The sequence below is a fragment of the Cyanobium sp. L1E-Cus genome (assembly GCF_024345755.1).
Lineage (GTDB): Bacteria > Cyanobacteriota > Cyanobacteriia > PCC-6307 > Cyanobiaceae > Cyanobium_A > Cyanobium_A usitatum.
Map to the genome: position 1 here is coordinate 131,512 of NZ_JAGQBS010000004.1, position 20,881 is coordinate 152,392.

The following is a 20,881-nucleotide window of genomic DNA, read 5'->3' on the forward strand; positions in this document are numbered from 1 at the left end:
CTACTTGCAACCTTTATCCAAAAAACTCCCAAGCCAGCCGATAGTCCTTCACCCGATCACAGAGATCAAACGGCGCCTCATAGGTGATGGTGCGCTCAACCGGCCCACCGGGAAGCGTGTCGTCGGTAATGGTGCGGGAGACGTTGCCGGAAGTCATATCAGCGATGTCTTCCCAGCCGGTGGTCTTGTTCGGCCCACGCCCTGAACCCTTACGAGGGAACCCCACGCTAGTGAGCCCCTTGCTGGCGGTGAAGACGATGCGGCCGTTGCGGTCGTACCAGGTGTCGCGTTCGTATTGCTGCATCACCGGGAACTGCACGCGGTAGATGGTGATCAGTTCGTCGAGGGTGAGCTTGAGGGTGCGTGCCACCAACACATCGATCTCCACCAGGGCCTGGCGGCGGGCGTAATCGGTGCGCAGGGCGCAATCACGCTGCCAAGTGGGGGTGAGATTGGTGAAGAAGCTGTTGGGAAGGCGGGGATCCTGTTTGGCCCAGCGTTGCTGGCGGAAAGCTTCATCCCAGCACTCGCTCCAGAGATCGGCGTAGTGGGTAGTGAGGCAGCTGAGGACGAGGGTGCGTAGACGGAGGCCTGTTAGCTGAGAAGCTGATGTAGTGGGAAATGGCAGCTGCCGGAGGACGTTCTTATTGGCATGGCCCATGCCTGTTGACTTCACAAAGAAATCAACAGGAACACTGATTCCCATCGAGAGGAAGTCAATGGATGAAATTGCTTCCGCAAAGACTGTCGAAATACAGGTATTTACATGACTTGTGCCTTCCGGTATGAGAGTTGGCACAAAGGTCCTCTCTGCAGCTGATCCAATCATTTCGCGACTTGTGACCCGATAAAACTCCGTCACCGGCTTCTTCTCCCCCCACGGCACCCGCGGCGTGCGGGCTAGATATTCGGATGGCGATACATCCGGGCGGTAGTTGGTGCGGGGAAGGTAGTTATCCGGCAGGATAGTGAGATCGAGGCAGTCGTAATGGCTATTTAGTGTGCAGATTGATTTTGGTGTCTTATTGAAAGGGCGGCCTACATAGAAATGAGGTCCTGACAGCACTAGTTCTGTGGGATCAGCGGGAAAGCTTGTATCGCGGCTAATGGTTCCGTCTTGCTGGGCAATTGTTTCGTTCCAATGCTGCGTGGCATAAGCCTCACCATCCAAAAGATCGCCCAGCCGTTTCGGTGCAACTGCAAACTTTTCCAGCACGCTCTGAAGTTGCTGGGAATGCAGCGCCGGTAGGCGGGCCTGACGGGCCGGGGTCTTAGCTTCGTCGTACAGCTGGGCATACAAGCCAAGGACCTGCTCGCCTACGGGGATCAGCCGTTGGCGATGACCGGTCACGCTCCACTGATTGCTAGCTGTCTTAATCCCATCCAATGGGCCATGGCCGTCGTGACTGAAGCAGCCATCTATTGTTTTGGAATGGAACAAGTTAGCAAGATGAATAAAGCTTGGCTGTCGCTTTGCCCCATAGTGATTAATGCTGAACTTTGTATTATGGTGAACTTCAACGAACACAGATAGTTGATTTTCAAACTGGAAATGATTCCTAAGTCGCTCATACAGCACTTCCCGCAATGCCCCACCCTTCGGATCGTCATAGACCCCCTCCGGATGCAGAAACCCCTGCACCCCTTGACCTGACGCCACCCGCCACGCCTGCGGCAGGAAGCACTTGTAGAGGTTGGCTTTACTTCCCTCTAGTAGCGGATAGTTCTGCAGCGCATTGAGAAAAGCCTGGCTACCGTTCTGCCCCTCAAACTCCTCCAGGTAGGCCCCCCGCAGCTCCGGATGGCCGGCAAAGGCATCACCTCGGCGCTTCGCCAGCTCGCTAGCACTCACCTTGCGGATCAGCACCATCGGGTCGGAATCGCCGATTACGCCCTTTTCCTCCCACTCCACCTTCAGCCAGGGCGGGTTGCCCACGATCAGATCAAAGCCACCACCAGCCAGCAGATCAGCAAATTCCAGATCCCAGTGCAGCGGCCGGATGCGTTTGGCTACTGCCTCCACTTGACGCAATCGCTCAAATTCAGCCTTGAGCTTTTCCACATCCACAAAGCCGTGGCGGTCGCTGAAATCCACGGCCAACTGTTTGGGTTGGGTATCAGCGAATAGCTTTCCTTGGCCGAGTTCGGGAGCAACGCCCTGCTCTAGATCACCCAGGATCATGCTCAGCTCCAGCAGCCACGTATCCCGGCTAGGAAGGGTCCCGGCCTGGTTGATTGGCCAGAACCAAAGCGCACTCCAGTAGTCCATCGCCCACTTGAGCCGCAGGCGGGCATTGGTGTTGGCCACATCGCGGCCATTCACCTCCTGCTCTTGGATGCGGTCTTTGAGTTCTAGCGAGGTCCAGGCAACGTTGTTTGCACCTGTTGTTTCGCTCTCTGGCCATACCGGCAGCGGATCGGTGGTACGCAGGCGTAGTTGTTTCTGCTGCTCGGCCCAGGCCCTCCAGAGGTCATCCACCAGCTTGCTCAGCCTGAGCAGGTGGGAAATCTGGGACTCACTGAACGCATCACCTACAAACGCCTTGTTCCATCGCTGGCAGCGCTCGATGGCCTCTGGCTCCAGCTCCTTAATCACCTTATCTTTGTAAGCCGCCATGCCCGGATCGGGCAGCAGGAAGTGGAAGATTGCGCCTTCCGGCAGCTCCGCATCCCAGTCCAGTTCCTCTGGAGCGTGTTCATGCCAGAGCCTGCTGGGCTTGTCCTTGCGGCCACTGCCGGTGGGTAGCTGGTTCACCCGGTAGATCTGCCGGCGTGCCCCGATCAGCGAGTTGCCGCAAACCAGCTGCTGGCTGAACCAGGGCACAAAGGCCCGGCCCTTCTCCGGCGTGAAAATGCTGTTGAGCCACAGGCTTACCTCCGCCAGCTCCACCGCCACCGGGTTGAGGTCGATGCCGAACACGTTTTGATCGGCCAGGCGCATCTTTACCTTCTGCAGCTCAGTTGCGAACTGCTCGTGGGGGATACTCCGTCCCGTTTCCTGCTGGCGCAGCTCTAGGTAGGCCTGAGCCAGCTGGTTCACCACTTCGTTCAAAAATGCAGCAGAGCCCATGGCTGGCTCACACACCTTCAGTTGCAGGATCTCGGCCGCGGTTTTGCCCGGTAGCAGCTCCTTGAGCGCGTACTTCACCAGGCACTGGGTGAGCGATTCGGGCGTGTAGTAGCTGGCGCTTTTCTCGCGGTCGCGTCCCGCTAATCGGTAGATGAAGCTGCCCTTGGGGTGACACCTGGGTTTACCGGTGTCTTTCTCAGCCACGATCTCTTCCGCCTTGTAGGCCTTGAGCTGTTCAGCGGTCACGAAGTGGCCCACCTCCAGCTCGTTGTGCTCCTGGCCGCTGGCAGTGGCGCTGTCTGTGTCATCGCCTCCTTCTTCGTTGCTGTCTTCTGGCTCGTCGTCGTCATCGCTGGCGGTGGCTTTTGCCTTCTTGGGGGCGGGTTGCACTTCAAAGAGGTCTTCTTCTGCAAAGAAACCCCGGAAGCTGAGCAGCGCCTCATACACAGCGCCGAGCTGGTTGATGCCCAGCTGGGAGTAGCTCACCCGGCCGCGCCGTTTGCCCTTGCCTTCCTTGGTGAGCGACATCAGCTCGATCACCTCTTGCAGCACCACGTTGCGGAAGCGCACCTTTGTCCAGCGCTTCGTTCCCTTTTCGTCTGTCTGAAGACCATTAAAAATTGGCAGACGATCGGGATCGAATAGGTGCGCTTTCAGTGGCGTGAGCCGGAAGCTGTCGTGGAAGGGGTCATCGCTATCGGCCAACGGCAGCTGGGCTGTTTCGTCGTCACGTTTGGGGTAGCCCTCCCAGATCATCTGGAACAGCTGGTTTAGGGACTCGCTGATGTAGGTGCCTTCTTTGTCTTCCTCGCTGCCGAGCTCAGCGGTGTCCATGTCGCGCAAGCTTTCCAGGCTGTAGCCGAGGCGATACACGTCACTCCCCATCGGCGCATAGCCAAGATCGGGCCGGCTCTCGATATAAAAGAGAAATAGCAGTCGGTACATGTACCGCAGGCACTCCAGCGTCAGCTGGTCGGCGTCGGTCTTGCCTTTGAACACGCCTTCGCCTTTGCTGCGGCGCCAGTGGATCGCCTCGTTGCCGAGCAGCTCGATCGATTTGCGTAGGGCGTACTTGAGGTCGCCGCTCACCTCATAGGCGTGCTTATGGCTGTTTTCATCCAGCTCGTCGAGCAGCGGCGTGCCGCCACCCGTGGGGCAGGTGTGCTCGCGGTGCAGCAAGGTGGCTGCCGCCAGCAGGGCATCGGCATTGATGTCACCCAGCAGGGTGTCCAGCTCAAAACGCAGCAGCCGTGAAGCAGCCCACTTCTGGCGGTCGATCAACAACAGTTGGTCGCGGCTCACGGCCAGCAGCCAGCGCGGTGGGATCTCCTGCCCGAAGATCCGCTCAGAGATCAGGGTTTCCCAGGTTTCGCCCTCCAGCACCTTGCCCAGGGATGGGTCGTGGATCTGGCAGGCCCAACTGGTGGCAATCGTGAGCTCCAGCGGATCAGTCGGCTCATCGCTGGGGTTAAAGCACTCCACTACCCACAGCCAGGGCTCACCTTTGGCGTTGCTCACCTCTGCCAGCAATGGCACTTGATAGGCCTCGCCGCCGATCAGCACGGGCTCCGGCTTGGGGGCATAGGGATAGCCCAAGGCCTCCAGCAGGGGCCGGAAGAACAGCTCCCGCTGAAGCCGCAGGCGCTCGGCTGGGTCGCCACTGATTCCGAGCTCAGCTTCCCTCAGCTTTTGCCAGGGTTTACGCAGGGCCTTGAACTGCGCTTCCGGGGTGGCGACATCGGCGCTGGGATCGGCTTCCACCTGGGCCCTGGCCTCCTCCGCCCAGCGCTCACGCACCTTTTTGATGTCGTTCGTCAGAACGCTCTCTAGGTAGTGGGCGGAATAAAACTCGTTGGCGTTGCTGATTCCTGGTAGAGCCATTGATCAAGCCTCCCGGTGCAGCACGGCCACCAGTTTCAGGTAGGGGGATGGTTCGATCGTCATCACCTCACTCACAAAGCGTTCGTGGTCGTCGAAGCGCGTATCAATCGCCTTTTGCTCTGCCAGACGCCGTTTCTCCTTGATCTGCTGGGGCCGCTGATCCGCCTCGAAGCTCATCTGCAGTTGTTGTACCTGGCGGCCACGTAACCGCTTGAGGCGTTCACGCTGGGCTTCCAGCTCCGGCTGCATCCGCTCCGCCCATTGCTGACCGCAGCGGTTGAGGTAGCTGTCGGCTTGCCTCACGGCATAAGGCAGCTGCTGGCTCAGCTGCTGGCTCAGATGCAAAGCAATCGCTGCCTTGGGGTTCGCATAGGCCTTACGGCCCAACTGCAACTGCTCAGCTACCGCCGCAAACGGCTCCACCGCAGCAACGTTTAACCCTGAACCGGCAAAGCGCACCGACACCCACTCCTGTACCACCGGCATTCCTTTTTGGTTTGGAATCGTGCCCTGCAGCACCATCACCACCTCACCTGGCTCCAGCCCTTCACTGAGCTGCAGCACCGGCGCACAGTGGCGGGGGAAGGTGATTTGGCCCCGATCAGCGAGCCAATCCACCAGGGGGTGCAGATCCCAGAGGTATTCCAGTTCGGGCCTGGCGCTGTCTTGCCGTCGGGCCTGCTCCAGGGCGCGCTGCAAGGCTGCCACCTCGGTGGACACCACCAGCCGTTGCCCGCTCTGGGGCCGGAGCTCCCGCGGATAGCGGTCGTAGCGCCGTTGCAGATCTGGCGGTGGCGTGATCTCGAGACGCTCCTGCTCAGGGAAGGTACGCAGGTCTAGCTTTTCGCCGCGACGATCCATCGCCTCCGCTACAGCGCCAAGGGCTTGATCCACATAGCCCCACAGGCTGGGATACAGGCTGAATGGCTTGCGCTGCTCTACAGCAATCGACTGGCTGGCTGCCACAGGAGCAGCTGTTTCTGCTTCTTCGCTGCTGGAAAAACCAAACATTTCCGCAAACAAATTGAGATCGCTGCTCTGCTCGAGGTAGGGCTTGGCATTGGCGTCCATACGCCGCTCGAGCCCCTCGGCATCACCGGCCTCAAACGCCTTGCCGATCTCTTCTTCCTCCACCTCGGCATCGAACACCCGCAGAAACACCGATGGATCGCCGATGTTGATCTGGGCCTGGTCGTCTTTACGGATCAGCACCCGCAGGATCTTCTCCGCATCGCCCATTCCCTCACTGCGTGAGCTCGTGAGCAAATAGCGAATTAGCGGCTGCATCGGCTGGCCGTAACGATCAATCCGACCATTGCGCTGTTGCAGCGTCATCAGCGACCAGGGAATATCGAAGTGCACCAACCTGTGGCTGAGGTAGTGCAGGTTCAAGCCTTCAGACGCCACTTCGGTAGCCACCAGGATGCGCACCGCATCTTTTTCCTGGGCGAACTGCTCCACCACTCGCGTTTGATCCACATCAGCCATGGCGCCATCAAGACCAACCACTGCTCCCTTGGGCAGGCTGAGGTCTGCAGCCAGGTGCTCCATCAAAAAGCGCTGGGTCTCGCGGCGCCCCGTAAAGATCACCAACCTGTCTTTGGGGTCTTTGCCACGCCAACTCCAATCGCCAGTGATCAACTGCAGCAGCCGCTGATATTTGGAAAAATCACTTGCCCCAATCACCGCCAGCAGGGGCTCTAATTCCTCCAGGGCTGCACAATCGGCCGGTGCTGGTGTGGCATTGGCCTGCAGGCGCTTGAGCCGGTTGCGCACTGTTTCCAGTGCCGCCATCGGGCTTGAAAGCAGGCTTTTGGCCAGGGTGGTTTTGAACAGCTGGCCTGCCTTGGCTTTGGAGTCGCTGTCCGGGAGCTCGAGATCCTTCAGCAGGGCAAATACCCGTTCTTCCCGTTCACTGGCCTGGCACTCGACATCAGCTGCATCACGCTCCTGCACGCTGCTGCGCAGATCAGCGATCACATCCTTACGGAAGCGCCGTACATACAGATCCTTGATGTCGTCTTTGGTGTACTTGCTCGGATCGGCGATGGCCGTGGGGTCGAGCATGTTCATCAGGCTCGCGAAACTCTCAGGTTTGCCGTCATGTGGCGTCGCCGACAGCAGGATCAATGTTTCCGAGCGGGTGGCTAGCCGTTCTGCTAAGCGAGCTCGCTGGCTCTTTTGCGCTCCTTTAGCTCGCTCGGCTACATTTTGGCACTCGTCGATGACGATGATGTCCCAGTTAGCATTGTCGAGATAGAAGCGGTAATCACGATCATTTTTGAGCGTATCGACTGAAACGATCGCTTTGTCGTAGTAGTGAAAGGGGTTCTGATTGGTGGGAATATGCTGCCGAATTCGTTGGATACCTACCGAATCAAGCCGCACCAGAGGGATCGAAAACCGCGTCCAGAATTCTTTTTGAAACTGCACCAGCATGCTTTTGCTGGTAACAACCAGGATCCGCTTGCCGCGCCCGCGGCGAATCATTTCGCTGCAGAGGATGCCGCACTCCAGGGTTTTGCCCAGGCCCACCGCATCGGCGATTAGCAGCCGTGCCCGCGGCATCGCCAGGGCTTTAGCTGCTGGCTGCAGCTGGTAAGGAAGCGCATCCATGGCTGCCATATGCCCCACTGCCAGCGCGGCATCGGTGGGCACGGTGCGGCGCAGATGCGCCTCAAGGAAAAGCAGGCTGTCGCGGTATTGCGGTGAGGGGTCGGCCACCAGGGCCGTTTCCTCTGGCTGCAGCACCTTGAAGCTGCCGGCCTCTTGCTCCACCGCCACCAAAAAGCGGGCCTCTTTCTCCCGCAGAAAAGGAGACACCCCCACCACATCCACCACCTGCTGGCCGTCAGAGCTGCGGCCCAGGCTGCGCACCAGCCATTCAGCACTACGGCACTCGATGCGGGCTCCGGGGGCGAGGACGGCTTCTGGCATCAGGGAGCGGCGGAAAACCAGAATTGTGTGCTGTGGCGACAGCTCGTTATCACAACAGTCTGCGCTGTTTTGCTGCAATTGCCAGTCAACTCGTCACCTCCGAAACGCTTATCAGTACTGGCATTTAATGCAGATCCTGCATCGCTTGAGCCCGATTGATCTGCACCCTCAACAACCGCAGACATAGCCGTGCTGCCTTGCTGTGAGCCGCACTGCGGGGCAGCAGCAGCCATAGCTGCTCGATCAACGGTGGCTGCGCTGCAAGCTGCACCAGAGCATTGGCCTTGAGCCAGCCAGGCACAAGCAAGTCAGCGCAGATCGGCATCGCCAGCTGACGGTCGCGGGCCCGCTTGAGCCAGGCGGCAGGTTCCTGGCAGGCCTCTGGTTGCTGCGCCACCCCAAGGCCGTGCCACTCCAGGGCTTGATGCAGCAGTGGCAGCGCACCCCGGCGAGGAAGCAACACCTGCTTTGCTTCTGTATTTGTGGCCACCAGCTGCAAGGCCAGCTGACCCAGGGGCATGGCGGTTAGTCCGTCCCATTTGGGCGATTGACCTGACTGCAGCTGCTGCTCCAAGCAGAAGGAGCTAATGATTGCGCCATCAAGCAGGCCATGGCTCACAAGTTCGGCCCAATGCTCAGCGCTGCGGAAGCGTGGCGGCACCAGCTGCACGTCCGACATGCCATGCAAAAGGCTTTGGTGCAGCAGGTCTGTACCGAGCCGGATCATGCCAGCCATCAGCCGGTGCTCCCTGTAGGCCAGCCGCAGATACCCCAGGCAACTGTTGTGGCCGTGGCGGCAAACGGGCGCTCCACGGCGCGGCAGCAACTGGAATTGCTGCTGCATCAACTGCAGGCTGCGGCATACCGTCGATTGGTGCATCGCAAGCGCCGCACCTGCCTTGGCCTGGGAGCCAGCTAGCTCAAGGAAATCGAGGATGTGCAGATCCTCTAAGGGCGTTGGAGGCGCGTAGGAGTTCTCATCCCGCCGTGGTGTGGAGCGGGCGCTACTGCTGCAGGAGTTGGCCAAGGGAGGCAGAAGGTGTTGCTGAATGCAGCGTCAACGCTGCGGGGGCTGGCAATGCTCTTTTTCGTGCGAAATAGTGGAAGCCCCCGTTGCCTCTGCCGCGATGGCGACCCTGCGCTGCCACCTGCTGATTGGCCAGCCCGCCAGCGGCAAAACCACGTTGGCGCAAGTATTGGCGCCGTTGCTCACTGGCACAGGTGAGGCCCCAGCGCTGGTGCTTTCCACCGACGTGATCCGCGCTGAGGTGTTTGGTGATGCAGCAGTGCAGGGCCCCTGGGTGGATATCCAGCAGCGGCTGCACCAGCGCATTCAAGAGGCCGTGGCCGCTGGCACTCCAGTGATCGTGGATGCCACCCATGCCCGCCGCGCCTGGCGGCTGGCGATCACCCAGGCGCTGCCTCTGCCTGCGCCTGTGGAGTGGATTGGCTGGTGGCTCTACACAGACCTGCCCACCTCGCTGGAGTGGAACAGCCGGCGCCAGCGAGCCGTGCCGGTGCCGGTGATCCAGGAGATGGCCGCTGCTCTTGCCGATCCCCATTTCGGGCCGTGCCGGGCAGAAGGGTTTGCGGCGATCTGCGCGGTAGTTCCTACCCATCACAGCGAGCTGACGCCGGTGCTGCAGGCTGAACTGGCCGGGCTGGATAAGCGCATCCGCTCTGCCACCAACCGTGAGCGCAAGCTGCAGCGCCACGGCTACTCGCGGCTGCTTGATCTCGAGCGGCTGCTGTATCTGATCCGGCTGCTGAGCAGCTGGCCTGATCTGTCGCCAACTGATCCAGCCAGCACCGAGGAGTTGGAGGCGATCCTCTCGCCGCTGCCCCAGGGTGATTTGGCGGCTCGTGCTGCGGCGTTTCTAGGCCAGTTGCATGGCCAGTGTTTTGCTGATGCCACTGCGATCCGCAGTGATCTGGCCTGGCTGGAGGCCAATGGTTTCTGCAGTGCCGTGCCGGTGTCTGGGCCTATCCAGCTGGCAGAGGTTCCCCAGCGCAAGCGTGGTGATGTTGCCAGTGGTGCAAGCCATGGCGGGCTGCCGCCCATGGGCGATGGGCCGGTGTTTCTGCGGGTGATGACCCTGCTGCGTCATCTGCTGCAGCAGCCCTTTGATCGGCCGGCAGAGCGCGGCGCCAACCTGCACCAGCATCTGATTGCCGCCACCGAGGCCATCCCTGGTGCCTACCTCAGTGGTGAAACGGCAACGCTGCGTAAGGACCTCGAGAAGATCCTTACCCCCTACGGCTTCCGCAACCGCAACGACAACGTTCGCCACGGCTACTGCCTGGGCACGGCCGTGCTTTCTCCGCCGCGCCTGCGGGAGCTGCACAACGTGGTGCGCCAGACCGCCGGCCGCCTGGCGGATCCCTCCGCGCAGGATTTGCTGGCTGAACTGGATGAGCGACTGGGCTGGGCGGGGATCAGCGCCGACGCCATGCCACCGGTGCGCAGTTACGCCCGCCATGCAGTGGTGGACACCGCTTTGGTGCGGCGCGATTCTTTGGCTGCCCCGCGGCGCGCCGAGGTGATCGAGGCCGCGATCGTGGAACACCGCCGCGTGCAGCTGCAGCGCTACCCGGGGGTGGGCAGCTTTGCCGACAGTCCCGAGGGTGAGCTGCGGGTGTGGCCGCTGCAGCTGATCTTCCACAACGTGGGCTGGTATCTCCTCTTTGAAGAGGACCAGGTGGGCCACGAGCAAGGGCTCATCCGCAGCGAACGGCTCGATCGCCTCGCCTCTCCCCCCAGCAACGGAGACCTACGCCGCAGCCCGGAAGAGCACGCCGCCGCCCTGGCACGGCTGGAGCGCTTGCTGCACCACAGCGGTGGCATTTACTTCGGGAGTGATGTGTTGCAGCAGCTGGCGATTGCCAGCACGTCGGCCCAGCGCCGCAGCCAGGCGCTCACCACCCTGCGTTTTTGCTGCGCCCCCTGGGCTTTTGCCTTTATCCGCGAGGGCCTGCAGCGCTACCCGATCGAGCACACCCGCTTCTCCAAGCCGCTGCCTGGCGATAGCTGGTGGCACCACCCCAAGGCGCCGCACCTGCTGGAGCCAGGCCCTACCGACTCCAGCCACCCCTATCCGGTGGAGCTGGACCTACCTCTCTGGACCGTGGCCGCTGATGTCGATCTACGCAGCTGGCTGTTTGCCTTTGGCGGAGGCATCCGCATCGAAAACCCTAATGCGCTCAGGCAAGAGCTGGTGGACAGAAGCCGGGAGGCGATCGAGGCCAATGGCAGCCGGCAGCCAAGTTCAGAGCCTGCTGAGCAAGCACTGCGCAGCCGTTTTTCCAATCGGCTGCGTAGTGACTGAGTCATTCACTACGCAGCCACGACTAAATCCCGCTGAGCAATTGATGGAAGGCCCCTGAGAAGTGGCCGGGTTCCTCGCTTTGCCGGCGCGGGTGGAACCCTTTTGACACTGAAAGCAGCCGCCTAAAGAGATAGCCCCAAAACGCTTGAGCACGCTTTGGGGACCTTTTTGGGGACTAGCCTTGAAGGCCTATCGGTGAAAAGTCAATCGGGGCGACAGGATTCGAACCTGCGACCTAGTGCTCCCAAAGCACCCGCGCTACCAAGCTGCGCCACGCCCCGTCGCTGATGAGCTTAAGGGTGCGTCGGCGCCATCAGGCAAGGCTCAGCGGCCTAGGGATCGGATCAGGTCCAGGAGGTTGCCACCAGCGGCTGGCGGCTCGACGGCTCGATCGATAAACCAGAGATAGCCGGCGAGGACATTCAGCCCAATAACCGGTAGCCAGACCCGCCAAGCCTCTGGCAGTTTCATCTCATTCGCAGACAGGCCAACCCACCATCCTTTTCAAAGCGGGGCAGGCCTGGGCAGACCTGGGCAGTTGACAATGCAATTTCACGCCTATAGTACGGGTGTATTAATTGCCCAGGGTCATGATTTCCACCCCGGCATCCGCCCCGGTTTCCTCCCCGTACGCCGTCTTCCGCGCCGAAGAGTGGACGTCACATTTGCAGACCTTTTGCGCTGCTCCAGTCCGGGGTCACCCCCAGTCCCCTGGCCCTCGCCAGGGCTCGGTGCTGGTGCAGGGCGAATTATTTGAATTCATGCTCCCCGCTCCTAGCTAGTGTTGAAATCAACACGCGGGGTCCTGGTCATGGTGATGAGCTCCGGCAATGGCGACTCAACTGATATCGGTCGCTCGGTGATGAAGTGGGGGCGAGATGGCGAATTGTCCGTCCTCGACCTGCGCTCAATCCTGGAGCGACTCAGCGCCGTAGATGAGCAAGCTGCCGGGCTGATGGATTGCCCCTTAAATCCGCCCAACTAATTCCTTGGCAGTCAGTTACTCAGCGGCTAAGGCAATGCAGTCGATTTCAACCCGAGCCCCCTTGGGCAGAGCCGCCACTTCGACGCAGGCCCGAGCTGGCGAAACCCCATCGCTAAATAGCTCCGCATAAATCGCATTAACCCGAGCGAAATCGCCCAGGTCTGCCAGAAAGACCGTGGTGCGCAGCACCTGTCCTGGGCTGCTGCCGCCAGCTTCCAGCACGGCCTGCAAGTTGCTGAGCACCTGGCGGGTCTCGGCCTCCACATCGCCAGCCCCCACCATCAAGCCAGTGCTGGGATCCAGGGCGATCTGACCGGAGCAATACAGCACTCCCCCCGCCTTCACCGCCTGGTTGTAAGGGCCTACTGGCGCAGGGGCGCTGGCGGTGATTACGGCTTCGGGCTGCATCAGGTGACTCATGCCAGGTCAGGATGGTGGCTGAGCCTATGGCCCTTGCCGGTCCTGCGCCGATCGCCAGCCCCCTTGCCGAGCTGATGCCTGCCGAGTTGCCGTTGCGCGAACACGTGCAGCTGCAAGGCCTGTGGCACCGCTACGCCAATGCCACAGCAGGCGACTGGACGTTGCAGGGCATTGATCTAGCCCTTCATCAGGGCGAATTGGTGGGCTTGCTTGGACCCTCCGGTTGCGGCAAAACCACCCTGCTGCGCTTGATCGCTGGCTTTGAGCGGCCAGAGCGCGGTTCTGTTTTGATCGACGGCCGGGCCGTGGCCGGTCCCGGCCGCTGGCTGCCACCGGAGCGCCGCGGCGTTGGCATGGTTTTCCAGGACTACGCCCTGTTCCCCCACCTCGACGCCTGGCGCAATGCCTGTTTTGGCCTGCGGCGGGGTCAGGACAGCAGCCGGGCTAGCTGGTTGATGGAGCTGCTCGGGCTCAATGGCTTGGAGTGCCGCTATCCCCACGAGCTTTCGGGCGGTCAGCGCCAGCGGCTCGCCTTGGCCCGGGCCCTGGCGCCGGGCCCCTCCGTGGTGCTCCTCGATGAACCCTTCTCAAACCTCGATGTGGAGGTGCGCCTGCGGCTGCGCAGCGAGCTGCCCGCCGTGCTTTCGCGCTGTGGTGCCAGCGGCCTGATCGTTACCCACGATCCCGAAGAAGCACTCGCCATCTGTGATCGAGTGGCGGTGTTGCGCGATGGGGGGCTGCATCAATGCGCCAGCCCCAGGCACCTGGTGCAGCACCCCGCCACCTCCTTTGTGGGGCGCTTTGTGCTCCAAGGCAACCTGCTGCCGGCCCAGCGGTGTGGTGAGCAGGTGATCACAGCTCTAGGAAGCCTGCACGCCACAGCCGGCTCCTCCCGGCTGCCCCAAGGGGGAACTGCAGGTGAAAGCGAGGAGGTGCTGGTCAGTCCTGAGGCGATTGGTCTCCATCCAGATGCGGAGGGCGAGGCCTGGGTGCAGGGGCGCGAATTCCTGGGCCGGGAATGGCTCTACCGAGTGCAGCTCGGTGATCTGAAACTGCGGCTGCGCTTGCCTTTGGAGGCCGAATACAGCCGGGGCCAACGCTGCCTGCTAGCCCTGCGCCCCGGAGCCCTTGGTGTGCTCTTCCCATCCCAGCAGGCGCTGCAGGTTGACCCCCCTGCCCAGCGGCCCTAGCTGGGCCAGTGATCCTTACTGAGCCGCAGCTCGGCCAACTGCTCCGGGCTGCTAGCTCGCACAAACAAATTTGTGGCTCGCTCCAGCTCCACGCTGCTGGGGATGGTGGCTTCGCCCCGGGCCCGCGCCGCCCCAACCGCCGTCAGCCGCGCCTCGATAGCACCGGCACAGGGATCGCTGGCTGCCACCACCGCGGCGGCCCAGCCCAAATTGGCTTGCGTGTATTCATGGGCGCACCACACCTTGGTGGCTGCCGGTAGCTGGGCCAGCCGCTGCAGCGATGCATGCATGTCGGCTGCGCTGCCCTCAAACAATCTCCCGCAACCCCCGGCAAACAGGGTGTCGCCGCAGAACAGGTGCCCGGAAGCGGGCAGGTAGTAGGCGATGTGGGCGCGGGTATGCCCCGGCACGGCGATCACCTGCACCTGCTCACCCAGCAACTCAACGCTGTCGCCATCGCCCACCCCCATGGTTTGCAGCGGAATTCGCAGCAGGTCGTCGCGGCTAGCCAGCACCGCCGCCTTGGGCCAGCGGGCCAGCAGTCCGGGGGTGCCGCCGATATGGTCGCTGTGGTGGTGGGTGTGCAGGATCGCCACCAGCTCCAGCCCCTGCTGCTCGAGGGCAGCGATCACTGGCTCTGCCACGGCAGGATCGACCACCACCGCCTGGCCCTGGCGCTGCATCAGAAAGATGTAGTTGTCGCGCAGTACCGGAATCAGCCCGACGCTGAGTTGCTGCATCGTTAAAGTCCAGTTTGTGGCGCCTTTCCATGATCACCGCTGCAGCCCCGGCATGATCACCGTCGCCCTCGCTAAAGGTGCCCTGCTGAAGGATTCGGTGGCCCGTTTTGCGGCCGCTGGTCTCGATTTCGCTGGCCTGCTTGAGCCCGGCAACCGCCAGTTGATGGTGCCCAGCGCCTGCGGTCAGGCCCGGGCCCTGCTGGTGCGCAATGCCGATGTGCCCGTCTACGTGGCCTACGGCCAGGCCCAGCTCGGCGTGGTGGGCTACGACGTGATCCGCGAACACCAGCTGCCGGTAGCCCAGCTGCTCGATCTGGGTTTCGGTGGTTGCCGCATGAGCGTGGCGGTGAAGGCAAGTAGTGGCTATCGGCGCGCTTCCGACCTGCCCGCCCACTGCCGCGTTGCTAGCAAATTCACCGGCTGCGCCCAGGCCTTCTTTGATGCCCTCGACCTACCGGTGGAGTTGATCCATCTAGCTGGATCGGTAGAGCTGGGACCGATTACCGGCATGAGTGAGGCGATCGTCGATCTGGTAGCCACCGGTCGCACCCTGGAGGAAAACGGCCTGATCGCCATTGAAGATCTTTTCCACTCCACCGCCAGGCTGGTGGGCCACCCCTTAGCTCTGCGACTCGACGACGGTCCCCTACAGGCAATCGTCGACCGCATCGCTCTGGTTGCCAACCCCCGAGGTAGCTGATGGCAGGCCTTGACCGGCAACGCCTGGCCCGCCTGCTGCCCTACCTCGGCCGTGATCGCCGCCGCCTCGGCCTCACCCTGCTGCTGCTGATCCCGGTGGCCTTCGCCGCTGCGGTGCAGCCGCTGCTGGTGGGCCAGGCAATCGCCGTGTTGCGGCGAGAGCCCACCCTGGGCTGGCTTGATGGCATGGCGGTGCCGGAGGCCCTGCGCCTGCTGGTGCTGTTGCTGCTTGGTGCGGTGATGCTGCGTCTGGGTTTGCAGGGCATCCAAACCTTCAACGTTCAGGCCGTTGGCCAGCGGCTCACCGCCCGCATCCGCGACGACCTGTTTGCCCACGCCATGGCACTGTCGCTGCGCTTCCACGACCGCACTCCCGTTGGCAAGCTGCTCACCCGGCTCACCAGTGATGTCGATGCCCTAGCGGAGGTGTTTGGCAGTGGCGCCGTGGGTGTGCTGGCGGACCTGGTCACCCTGCTGGTGATCGCAGTCACGATGATCTCGATCGAGTGGCGGCTCGGACTGCTTCTGCTGGTCAGCCAGGTGCCGGTGGTGCTCGGCATTCTTTGGTTGCAAGGTCGCTTCCGTAAGGCCAACTACCGGGTGCGCGAGGAGCTCAGCCAGCTAAATGCCGATCTGCAGGAAAACCTCCAGGGCTTGGAAGTGGTGCAGATGTTCCGCCGCGAGGCCACCAACAGCGCCCGTTTCTCCCAGGTCACCGCCGCCTATCGCGAGGCCGTCAACGGCACAATCCTGTTTGACAGCGCCATCTCGGCCTTCATCGAATGGGTAGCCCTGACCGCCGTGGCCGTGGTGCTTGCCCTGGGCGGCTGGATGGTGCTCGGCAGTGCCATGGGCCTAGGCACCCTCACCACCTTCATCCTTTATTCCCAGCGGTTGTTTGATCCCCTGCGCCAGCTGGCGGAGCGCTTCACCCAGATCCAGGGGGGCCTCACCGCTGTTGAACGCATCGGCGAGCTGCTCGAGCAACCGATCGAGATCGCTGATCTACCAGCTAGCGAACGCTCTGCTGCAGCCATTCAGAGCGGCAGTAAGCGGGCCAGTGCTGGTGAAGTGATCTTCGACAACGTGTCTTTTGCCTATCGAGAAGACGACCCGATCCTCACCGATCTTTCCTTCCGCATTGCTCCCGGTGAACACGTGGCCCTTGTGGGCCCTACCGGCTCAGGCAAAACCACCGTGATCCGGCTGTTGTGCCGGCTCTATGAGCCCCAGCGCGGCCGGATCCTGCTCGATGGCATCGACATCCGCCAATTGCCGATTCCCACCCTGCGTCAGCGGCTAGGGGTGGTCCTGCAGGACACCTTCCTGTTCAGCGGCAACGTGGCCGACAATCTGCGCCTCGACGCCCCGATCAGCAGCGAAGCCCTGCATCAGATCTGCGCTGAGCTTGGCCTAGAGCCCCTGCTGCGGCGCCTGCCTGATGGGCTGGCCACCGAGCTGCGTGAGCGCGGTGGCAACCTCTCCTCCGGCGAGCGCCAACTCCTCTCAGTGGCCCGAGTGGCGATCCGCGATCCGTCAGTGCTGGTGATGGATGAGGCCACGGCCTTTATGGATCCCTCCACCGAAGCCACCCTGCAGCGGGATCTTTCTCGCCTGCTGCAGCAGCGCACCGCCATCGTGATTGCCCACCGCCTTGCCACGGTGGAGGCGGCAGATCGCATCTTGGTGTTGCGCAAGGGGCACTTGATTGAGCAGGGCAGCCACAGCGAGTTGCGCCTGGCGGGGGGTGTCTATGCCCAGCTGGCCGACCTGCAGGAGCGGGGCTTGGCGGCGCTCTGAATCAGTCTTCAGACCCTGGCAACTGGCTGCTTGGCAACCGGCTGAGCCACTGCTGAATCGGCGCAGCCAGTTGCTCAGGCATCTGGCCCATCGGCAGGTGGCCAGCTCCAGCCAGCTCGATGAACTCGTGCTCTGGGGCGTAACCGGCCAGATGGCGCACATAGCGAGATGCCATCACCTGGTCACGTTCGCCGGCAATCCACAGGCTTGGCACCTGCAGGCGGGCAGTGAGCTGGGGCAGCTGGCGCACCGCCCCAGGGCCGGTGCTGCAGGCCAGCAGGCCCTGGGCTGCCCGGCGCTCGGCGAGCAGGGGGCTGCGCACCGGATCGCTGCCCGGCAGCTCCGCCAGCCAGCCAGGACGCCAGCGCAAAAACAGGGCGCCGCCACGGCGCACCTGGGCAAAGGCTCGCGGCTGATAGACACCACCGCCGGCGGCGATCTGGATCACCCCCACCAGTTGCTCGCCCAGTAGGGGCGCCGCATGCAGGGCGATGCTGCCCCCGAGGGAATGGCCCAGCAGCACTATTGGTCTGCCGCCCGCCTGCTCCTGGGCCGCTGCAGCTAGCCAGCGGCCGTAGCTGGCCAGGTTTGGCTGCAGCCCCCGGGGCCTGGGCCGCTGGCCGAAGCCCGGTAAATCCGGACTCCACAGCTCCCAGCGTGGTGCCAGCGCTGCGGCTAGGGGCGTCCACAACCTGCCTGCCAGCAGCCAGCCATGCAGTGCCACCAGCAGGGGGGAGGGGGCTTGGTACACCAGCGCTCGGCAACCCGGGCCCCCCAGGCTGGCGCAGCGATCGCAACTCGAACGACCATCGGGCAGGATCGTTCCATTGCGTTGCACCCGCCCCTGTGGCTTCGGCCGAGCTCCTCACCAGCCTCTACGGGGACCAGCACCGGCTCTGCCCCACGCCCAATTCCCAGCTCAGCCTGGTGCTCAGCCGCGAGCGGGAAATCGACTTGTTCGAGCTTGAGCGGCTCTGCGATGCCGTGGGCTGGAGCCGCCGGCCCCTGCGCCGCGTGCGCAAAGCCCTCCAGCACAGCCTGCTGAGGGTGGGTCTGTGGCGCCACGACCCCCGGATGCCAAAGCTGGTGGGCTTCGCCCGCTGCACCGGCGATGGCGTCGTCGAGGCCACCGTCTGGGACGTGGCAGTACATCCCCTTTATCAAGGTGCTGGGCTGGGCAAGCAGTTGATGGTTTACGTCCTCGATCAGCTGCGCTCGATGGAAGTGGATCGGGTCAGCCTGTTTGCCGACCCAGAGGTGGTGGCCTTCTATGTCGCCCAGGGCTGGGAACTTGAACCGCTGCAGCGCCGTTGCGCTTTCTGGTATTCGCCCTAGCGCCGGCTCATTTCACCGGTTTCGTAGTAACGGCTAGCGAGCTCCTCGGCGCTGCCGCCCCGCCGCCAGGCCCGCCGCAGCTGGGCGTTGCTAAGTGCCGTCTGCCATACGCCCAGCTGCTGCCAGCGGCGACCATCAACCCTCAGCTGGGCACCCAGCGGCCTTAGCCGGCAGTGGCGCCGCAGCCGCAGCACCAGCTCCAGGTCTTCCATCAGGGGTAAGGGCAGCAGGCCCCCTGCCCGCTGCAGCAGCGATCGGGGCAGCAGCAAGCCCTGGTCGCCATAGGGCAGCTGCCGCCAGCGGCTGCGCAGCGCTACTCCCGCCTCCACCAACCGCAGGCCAAGGCCAGCCCCAGCGATCCTCAGGTCGAAATACCAGGCCGCATCGATATGTTTTGGCCCATCGCGGTCGATAGCCCGTGCCACGGCCTGCTGCCAGCGCTCTGGCAGGCGTGCATCGGCATGCAGCAGCAGTAGCCAGGTGCCGCTGCTGCTTTCAACTCCCAAGCCGAACTGCCTCCCCCGGCCGGGGGGGCTGGCCAGCACCTGGGCACCGGCTAGGGCCGCCACCCGGGCGCTGGCATCGGCGCTGCCGCCATCTACCACCACAATCTCCTTCAGCAACTCCCACCCCGCCGCCAGATCGGCCAGCAACAGAGGCAGCCGCGGCGCCTCATTGCGGGCCGCAATCACCACGGAGATTTTTGGGGTGATCAGCGCCATGGCAGCAGGTCCCTGGCCCAGTCGAGGTCGCCGCGGCGGGTTAGCAGTTCCGGCTCCAGACCCCGACGCGCCATTGCCGCCAGGGTTTGCTCGAGCACCTGCGCTCCCCCCCAGGCGATGCCTGCGAGCAGCTCCGGCTCGGGACGCCGCAGCCCAATCAGCCAGTAGCCCCCATCGAGAGCCGGGCCCAACACCCCCTGGCAGTGCCCAAGGGACGTAAAGGCGGCTGAAAGGTCGCTGGCTTCGAGCTCGGGCAGGTCGCTGCCGATCAGCACCACCTTGCTGGCCCCCTCCCTGGCGGCACGCTGAAACTGGCGCTGCATGCGCAATCCCAGAGCCCCTCGCCCCTGAAGCACGGTTCTGTCCGCCCCGAGCGCCTGGCCCCATCGGCTGGCGGCGAGGCCACCCAAGCCCTCAACGGCAAGCACAAGTTCAAGGCCGTAACCCTGGCGGGCATCCCTAGCCGCCGCCAGGGTGTGAACTGTTAGCCGCGCCTGAATTTGGGCGGCCCTGGCCGCGCCAAGCTCCTGGGCCAAGCGTCGCTTGCAACGGCCCGGAGCCGGCCAGCGGGCCATCACGATCAGCTGGCGACTGCAGGTAGCACTCACCCCTGGCGAGGCAGTTCTGCTGGCTTTAGCTGCAGGGTCAGCCGCCCGTCGCCGCGACGCAGGGATACGGCCAAGGGCTGACCCACCCGGCCCTGGTCCACGGCCAGCTGCACCTCGGAGGGGTTCTTTACGGCCTTGCCTCCCACCTGGTCGATCAGGTCGCAGGGCTTGAGGCCACCCTCTGAGGCTGGGCTGCCGGGCATCACCTCCACCACCACCACCCCATTCACCTCGGGTAGCCGGCATTCATCGGTGCTGGCGTTGATCTCTTTAGCCAACTGGGGCGTGAGGGCCTGCAGTCGTACGCCGATGTAGGGATGGCTGGCGGAGCCCTTCTCGAGGATCTGGGCGGCGATCTGGCGAGCAACGTTGATTGGGATCGCAAAACTCAGGCCGGCGCCTGGGGCCTGACGGATGGCTGTATTGATGCCGATCACCTGACCCCGGTCATTGATTAGGGGGCCGCCACTGTTGCCGGGATTCACGGCGGCGTCGGTCTGGATGTAGGGCACGCGCTGGCCCTCACCTACCGCATTGGTGCGCTGGATCGCGCTGATGATTCCAGCTGTGACGGTGTTGTCGAGGCCCAGCGGATTGCCAATGGCGATGGCCCACTCGCCCGGGCGCACCTTGGCTGAATCTCCCAGAGGAGCCACCGGCAGCTTGGAGGCCACCACCTTCACTACCGCTACATCGGTGAGCGGATCGCTGCCGAGCACCTTGCCAGTGAAGCTGCGGCCATCGGGCAGGGTCACAGTCACTTCACTGGCTCCTTCCACCACGTGGGCATTGGTGAGCAACACTCCGTCAGAACGGGTGATGAAGCCCGAGCCCTGGCCCTGCTGCTGCTGAATGGTGGGTCCGCGGCCAAACAGGCCGCCCAGGGGGTTCACCAGGCGCTTGACGGTGTCGATTCGCACTACGGCTGGCCCCACCTTGGCCACCGCATCAACGATCAGGGTGTTGCCCTGCTGCAGCGGCGGCGTTGGGGGTGCATCACTGATCGGTGTCTGGGTGCTCTGGCGGCCATGCAGCCCAGGCAGCCCTTGGCTGCAGCCCACCAGCAGCAGCGCTGCAGGGGCGACTAGCGCAGCTCGACAGCGGGGGGAGAGGCGGAGCATGGGGATGGAACTGGGCCAGGTCTGAATCCGTTTCATTAAAGACGGCT

The 20,881-nt window shown here is 63.1% G+C and carries 16 protein-coding genes and 1 tRNA gene; 6 read left to right on the forward strand and 11 right to left on the reverse strand.

Translation table 11 applies throughout. The features are described 5' to 3' along the window. Positions 1–13: 13 nt before the first annotated feature. The 3 genes from KBZ22_RS05285 to KBZ22_RS05295 form a co-directional block, all read right to left on the reverse strand. Complete coding sequence (locus KBZ22_RS05285; RefSeq protein ID WP_255021301.1) at positions 14–4,951, reverse strand: Eco57I restriction-modification methylase domain-containing protein; 4,938 nt, start codon at positions 4,949–4,951, stop codon at positions 14–16. A 3-nt stretch (positions 4,952–4,954) separates the two neighbouring features. Next, positions 4,955–7,888, reverse strand: a complete 2,934-nt coding sequence (locus tag KBZ22_RS05290; RefSeq protein WP_255021302.1) for a DEAD/DEAH box helicase — start codon at positions 7,886–7,888, stop codon at positions 4,955–4,957. A 124-nt stretch (positions 7,889–8,012) separates the two neighbouring features. Then, a complete protein-coding gene (locus KBZ22_RS05295; RefSeq protein ID WP_255021303.1) occupies positions 8,013–8,915 on the reverse strand; it encodes a hypothetical protein in 903 nt (300 codons plus the stop codon). A 100-nt stretch (positions 8,916–9,015) separates the two neighbouring features. Here KBZ22_RS05295 and KBZ22_RS05300 point away from each other — a divergent pair, with 100 nt between their 5' ends. Beyond that, positions 9,016–11,214: an AAA family ATPase gene (locus KBZ22_RS05300; RefSeq protein WP_255021304.1), complete on the forward strand. Its 2,199-nt coding sequence runs from the start codon at positions 9,016–9,018 to the stop codon at positions 11,212–11,214. A gap of 207 nt (positions 11,215–11,421) precedes the next feature. Here the strand turns inward: KBZ22_RS05300 and KBZ22_RS05305 are convergent. Together KBZ22_RS05305 and KBZ22_RS05310 are read right to left on the reverse strand one after the other, a co-directional pair. After that, positions 11,422–11,495: transfer RNA gene (locus KBZ22_RS05305), tRNA-Pro, on the reverse strand. A 43-nt stretch (positions 11,496–11,538) separates the two neighbouring features. Next, on the reverse strand, positions 11,539–11,685 hold the full coding sequence (locus KBZ22_RS05310; protein ID WP_255021305.1) for a hypothetical protein: 147 nt from the start codon (positions 11,683–11,685) through the stop codon (positions 11,539–11,541). Between the two features lie 340 nt (positions 11,686–12,025). Here KBZ22_RS05310 and KBZ22_RS05315 point away from each other — a divergent pair, with 340 nt between their 5' ends. Beyond that, positions 12,026–12,199 carry a hypothetical protein gene (locus KBZ22_RS05315; protein ID WP_193486208.1) on the forward strand — a complete coding sequence of 58 codons (174 nt, stop codon included), beginning with the start codon at positions 12,026–12,028 and terminating at the stop codon, positions 12,197–12,199. A gap of 15 nt (positions 12,200–12,214) precedes the next feature. Here the strand turns inward: KBZ22_RS05315 and KBZ22_RS05320 are convergent, their stop codons facing one another. Then, positions 12,215–12,619 carry a RidA family protein gene (locus KBZ22_RS05320; protein ID WP_255021306.1) on the reverse strand — a complete coding sequence of 135 codons (405 nt, stop codon included), beginning with the start codon at positions 12,617–12,619 and terminating at the stop codon, positions 12,215–12,217. Positions 12,620–12,693: 74 nt separating this feature from the next. Here KBZ22_RS05320 and KBZ22_RS05325 point away from each other — a divergent pair, with 74 nt between their 5' ends. Then, positions 12,694–13,809, forward strand: coding sequence for an ABC transporter ATP-binding protein (locus tag KBZ22_RS05325; RefSeq protein ID WP_255021386.1), 1,116 nt, complete (start codon positions 12,694–12,696; stop codon positions 13,807–13,809). Here the strand turns inward: KBZ22_RS05325 and gloB are convergent. Beyond that, positions 13,806–14,549, reverse strand: a complete 744-nt coding sequence (gene gloB, locus KBZ22_RS05330) for a hydroxyacylglutathione hydrolase (RefSeq protein WP_255021307.1) — start codon at positions 14,547–14,549, stop codon at positions 13,806–13,808. The two genes, KBZ22_RS05325 and gloB, sit on opposite strands and share 4 nt — an antisense overlap. A 52-nt stretch (positions 14,550–14,601) precedes the next feature. Between gloB and hisG the strand changes: the two genes are divergently transcribed. Further along, entirely contained in the window at positions 14,602–15,249 is a 648-nt protein-coding gene (hisG, locus tag KBZ22_RS05335) for an ATP phosphoribosyltransferase (protein WP_255021308.1), read from the forward strand. Next, positions 15,249–17,048, forward strand: coding sequence for an ABC transporter ATP-binding protein (locus KBZ22_RS05340; RefSeq protein ID WP_255021309.1), 1,800 nt, complete (start codon positions 15,249–15,251; stop codon positions 17,046–17,048). Before hisG ends, KBZ22_RS05340 begins: the two co-directional genes overlap by 1 nt. 1 nt (position 17,049) lies before the next feature. Here KBZ22_RS05340 and KBZ22_RS05345 read toward each other — a convergent pair whose 3' ends face one another. Beyond that, positions 17,050–17,886: an alpha/beta fold hydrolase gene (locus tag KBZ22_RS05345; RefSeq protein WP_255021310.1), complete on the reverse strand. Its 837-nt coding sequence runs from the start codon at positions 17,884–17,886 to the stop codon at positions 17,050–17,052. A gap of 8 nt (positions 17,887–17,894) precedes the next feature. On the opposite strand from KBZ22_RS05345, the gene KBZ22_RS05350 reads away from it, so the two are divergent. Then, positions 17,895–18,383 carry a GNAT family N-acetyltransferase gene (locus KBZ22_RS05350; RefSeq protein WP_255021311.1) on the forward strand — a complete coding sequence of 163 codons (489 nt, stop codon included), beginning with the start codon at positions 17,895–17,897 and terminating at the stop codon, positions 18,381–18,383. Here KBZ22_RS05350 and KBZ22_RS05355 read toward each other — a convergent pair. The 3 genes from KBZ22_RS05355 to KBZ22_RS05365 are packed head-to-tail and all read right to left on the reverse strand — an operon-like array spanning position 18,380 to position 20,834. After that, a complete protein-coding gene (locus tag KBZ22_RS05355; protein ID WP_255021312.1) occupies positions 18,380–19,105 on the reverse strand; it encodes a TIGR04283 family arsenosugar biosynthesis glycosyltransferase in 726 nt (241 codons plus the stop codon). The genes KBZ22_RS05350 and KBZ22_RS05355 overlap by 4 nt on opposite strands. Beyond that, a complete protein-coding gene (locus KBZ22_RS05360) occupies positions 19,096–19,713 on the reverse strand; it encodes a TIGR04282 family arsenosugar biosynthesis glycosyltransferase (RefSeq protein WP_255021313.1) in 618 nt (205 codons plus the stop codon). The genes KBZ22_RS05355 and KBZ22_RS05360 overlap by 10 nt, the downstream gene beginning before the upstream one ends. Further along, positions 19,710–20,834 carry a trypsin-like peptidase domain-containing protein gene (locus tag KBZ22_RS05365; protein ID WP_255021314.1) on the reverse strand — a complete coding sequence of 375 codons (1,125 nt, stop codon included), beginning with the start codon at positions 20,832–20,834 and terminating at the stop codon, positions 19,710–19,712. The genes KBZ22_RS05360 and KBZ22_RS05365 overlap by 4 nt, the downstream gene beginning before the upstream one ends. Between the last annotated feature and the right edge of the window lie 47 nt (positions 20,835–20,881).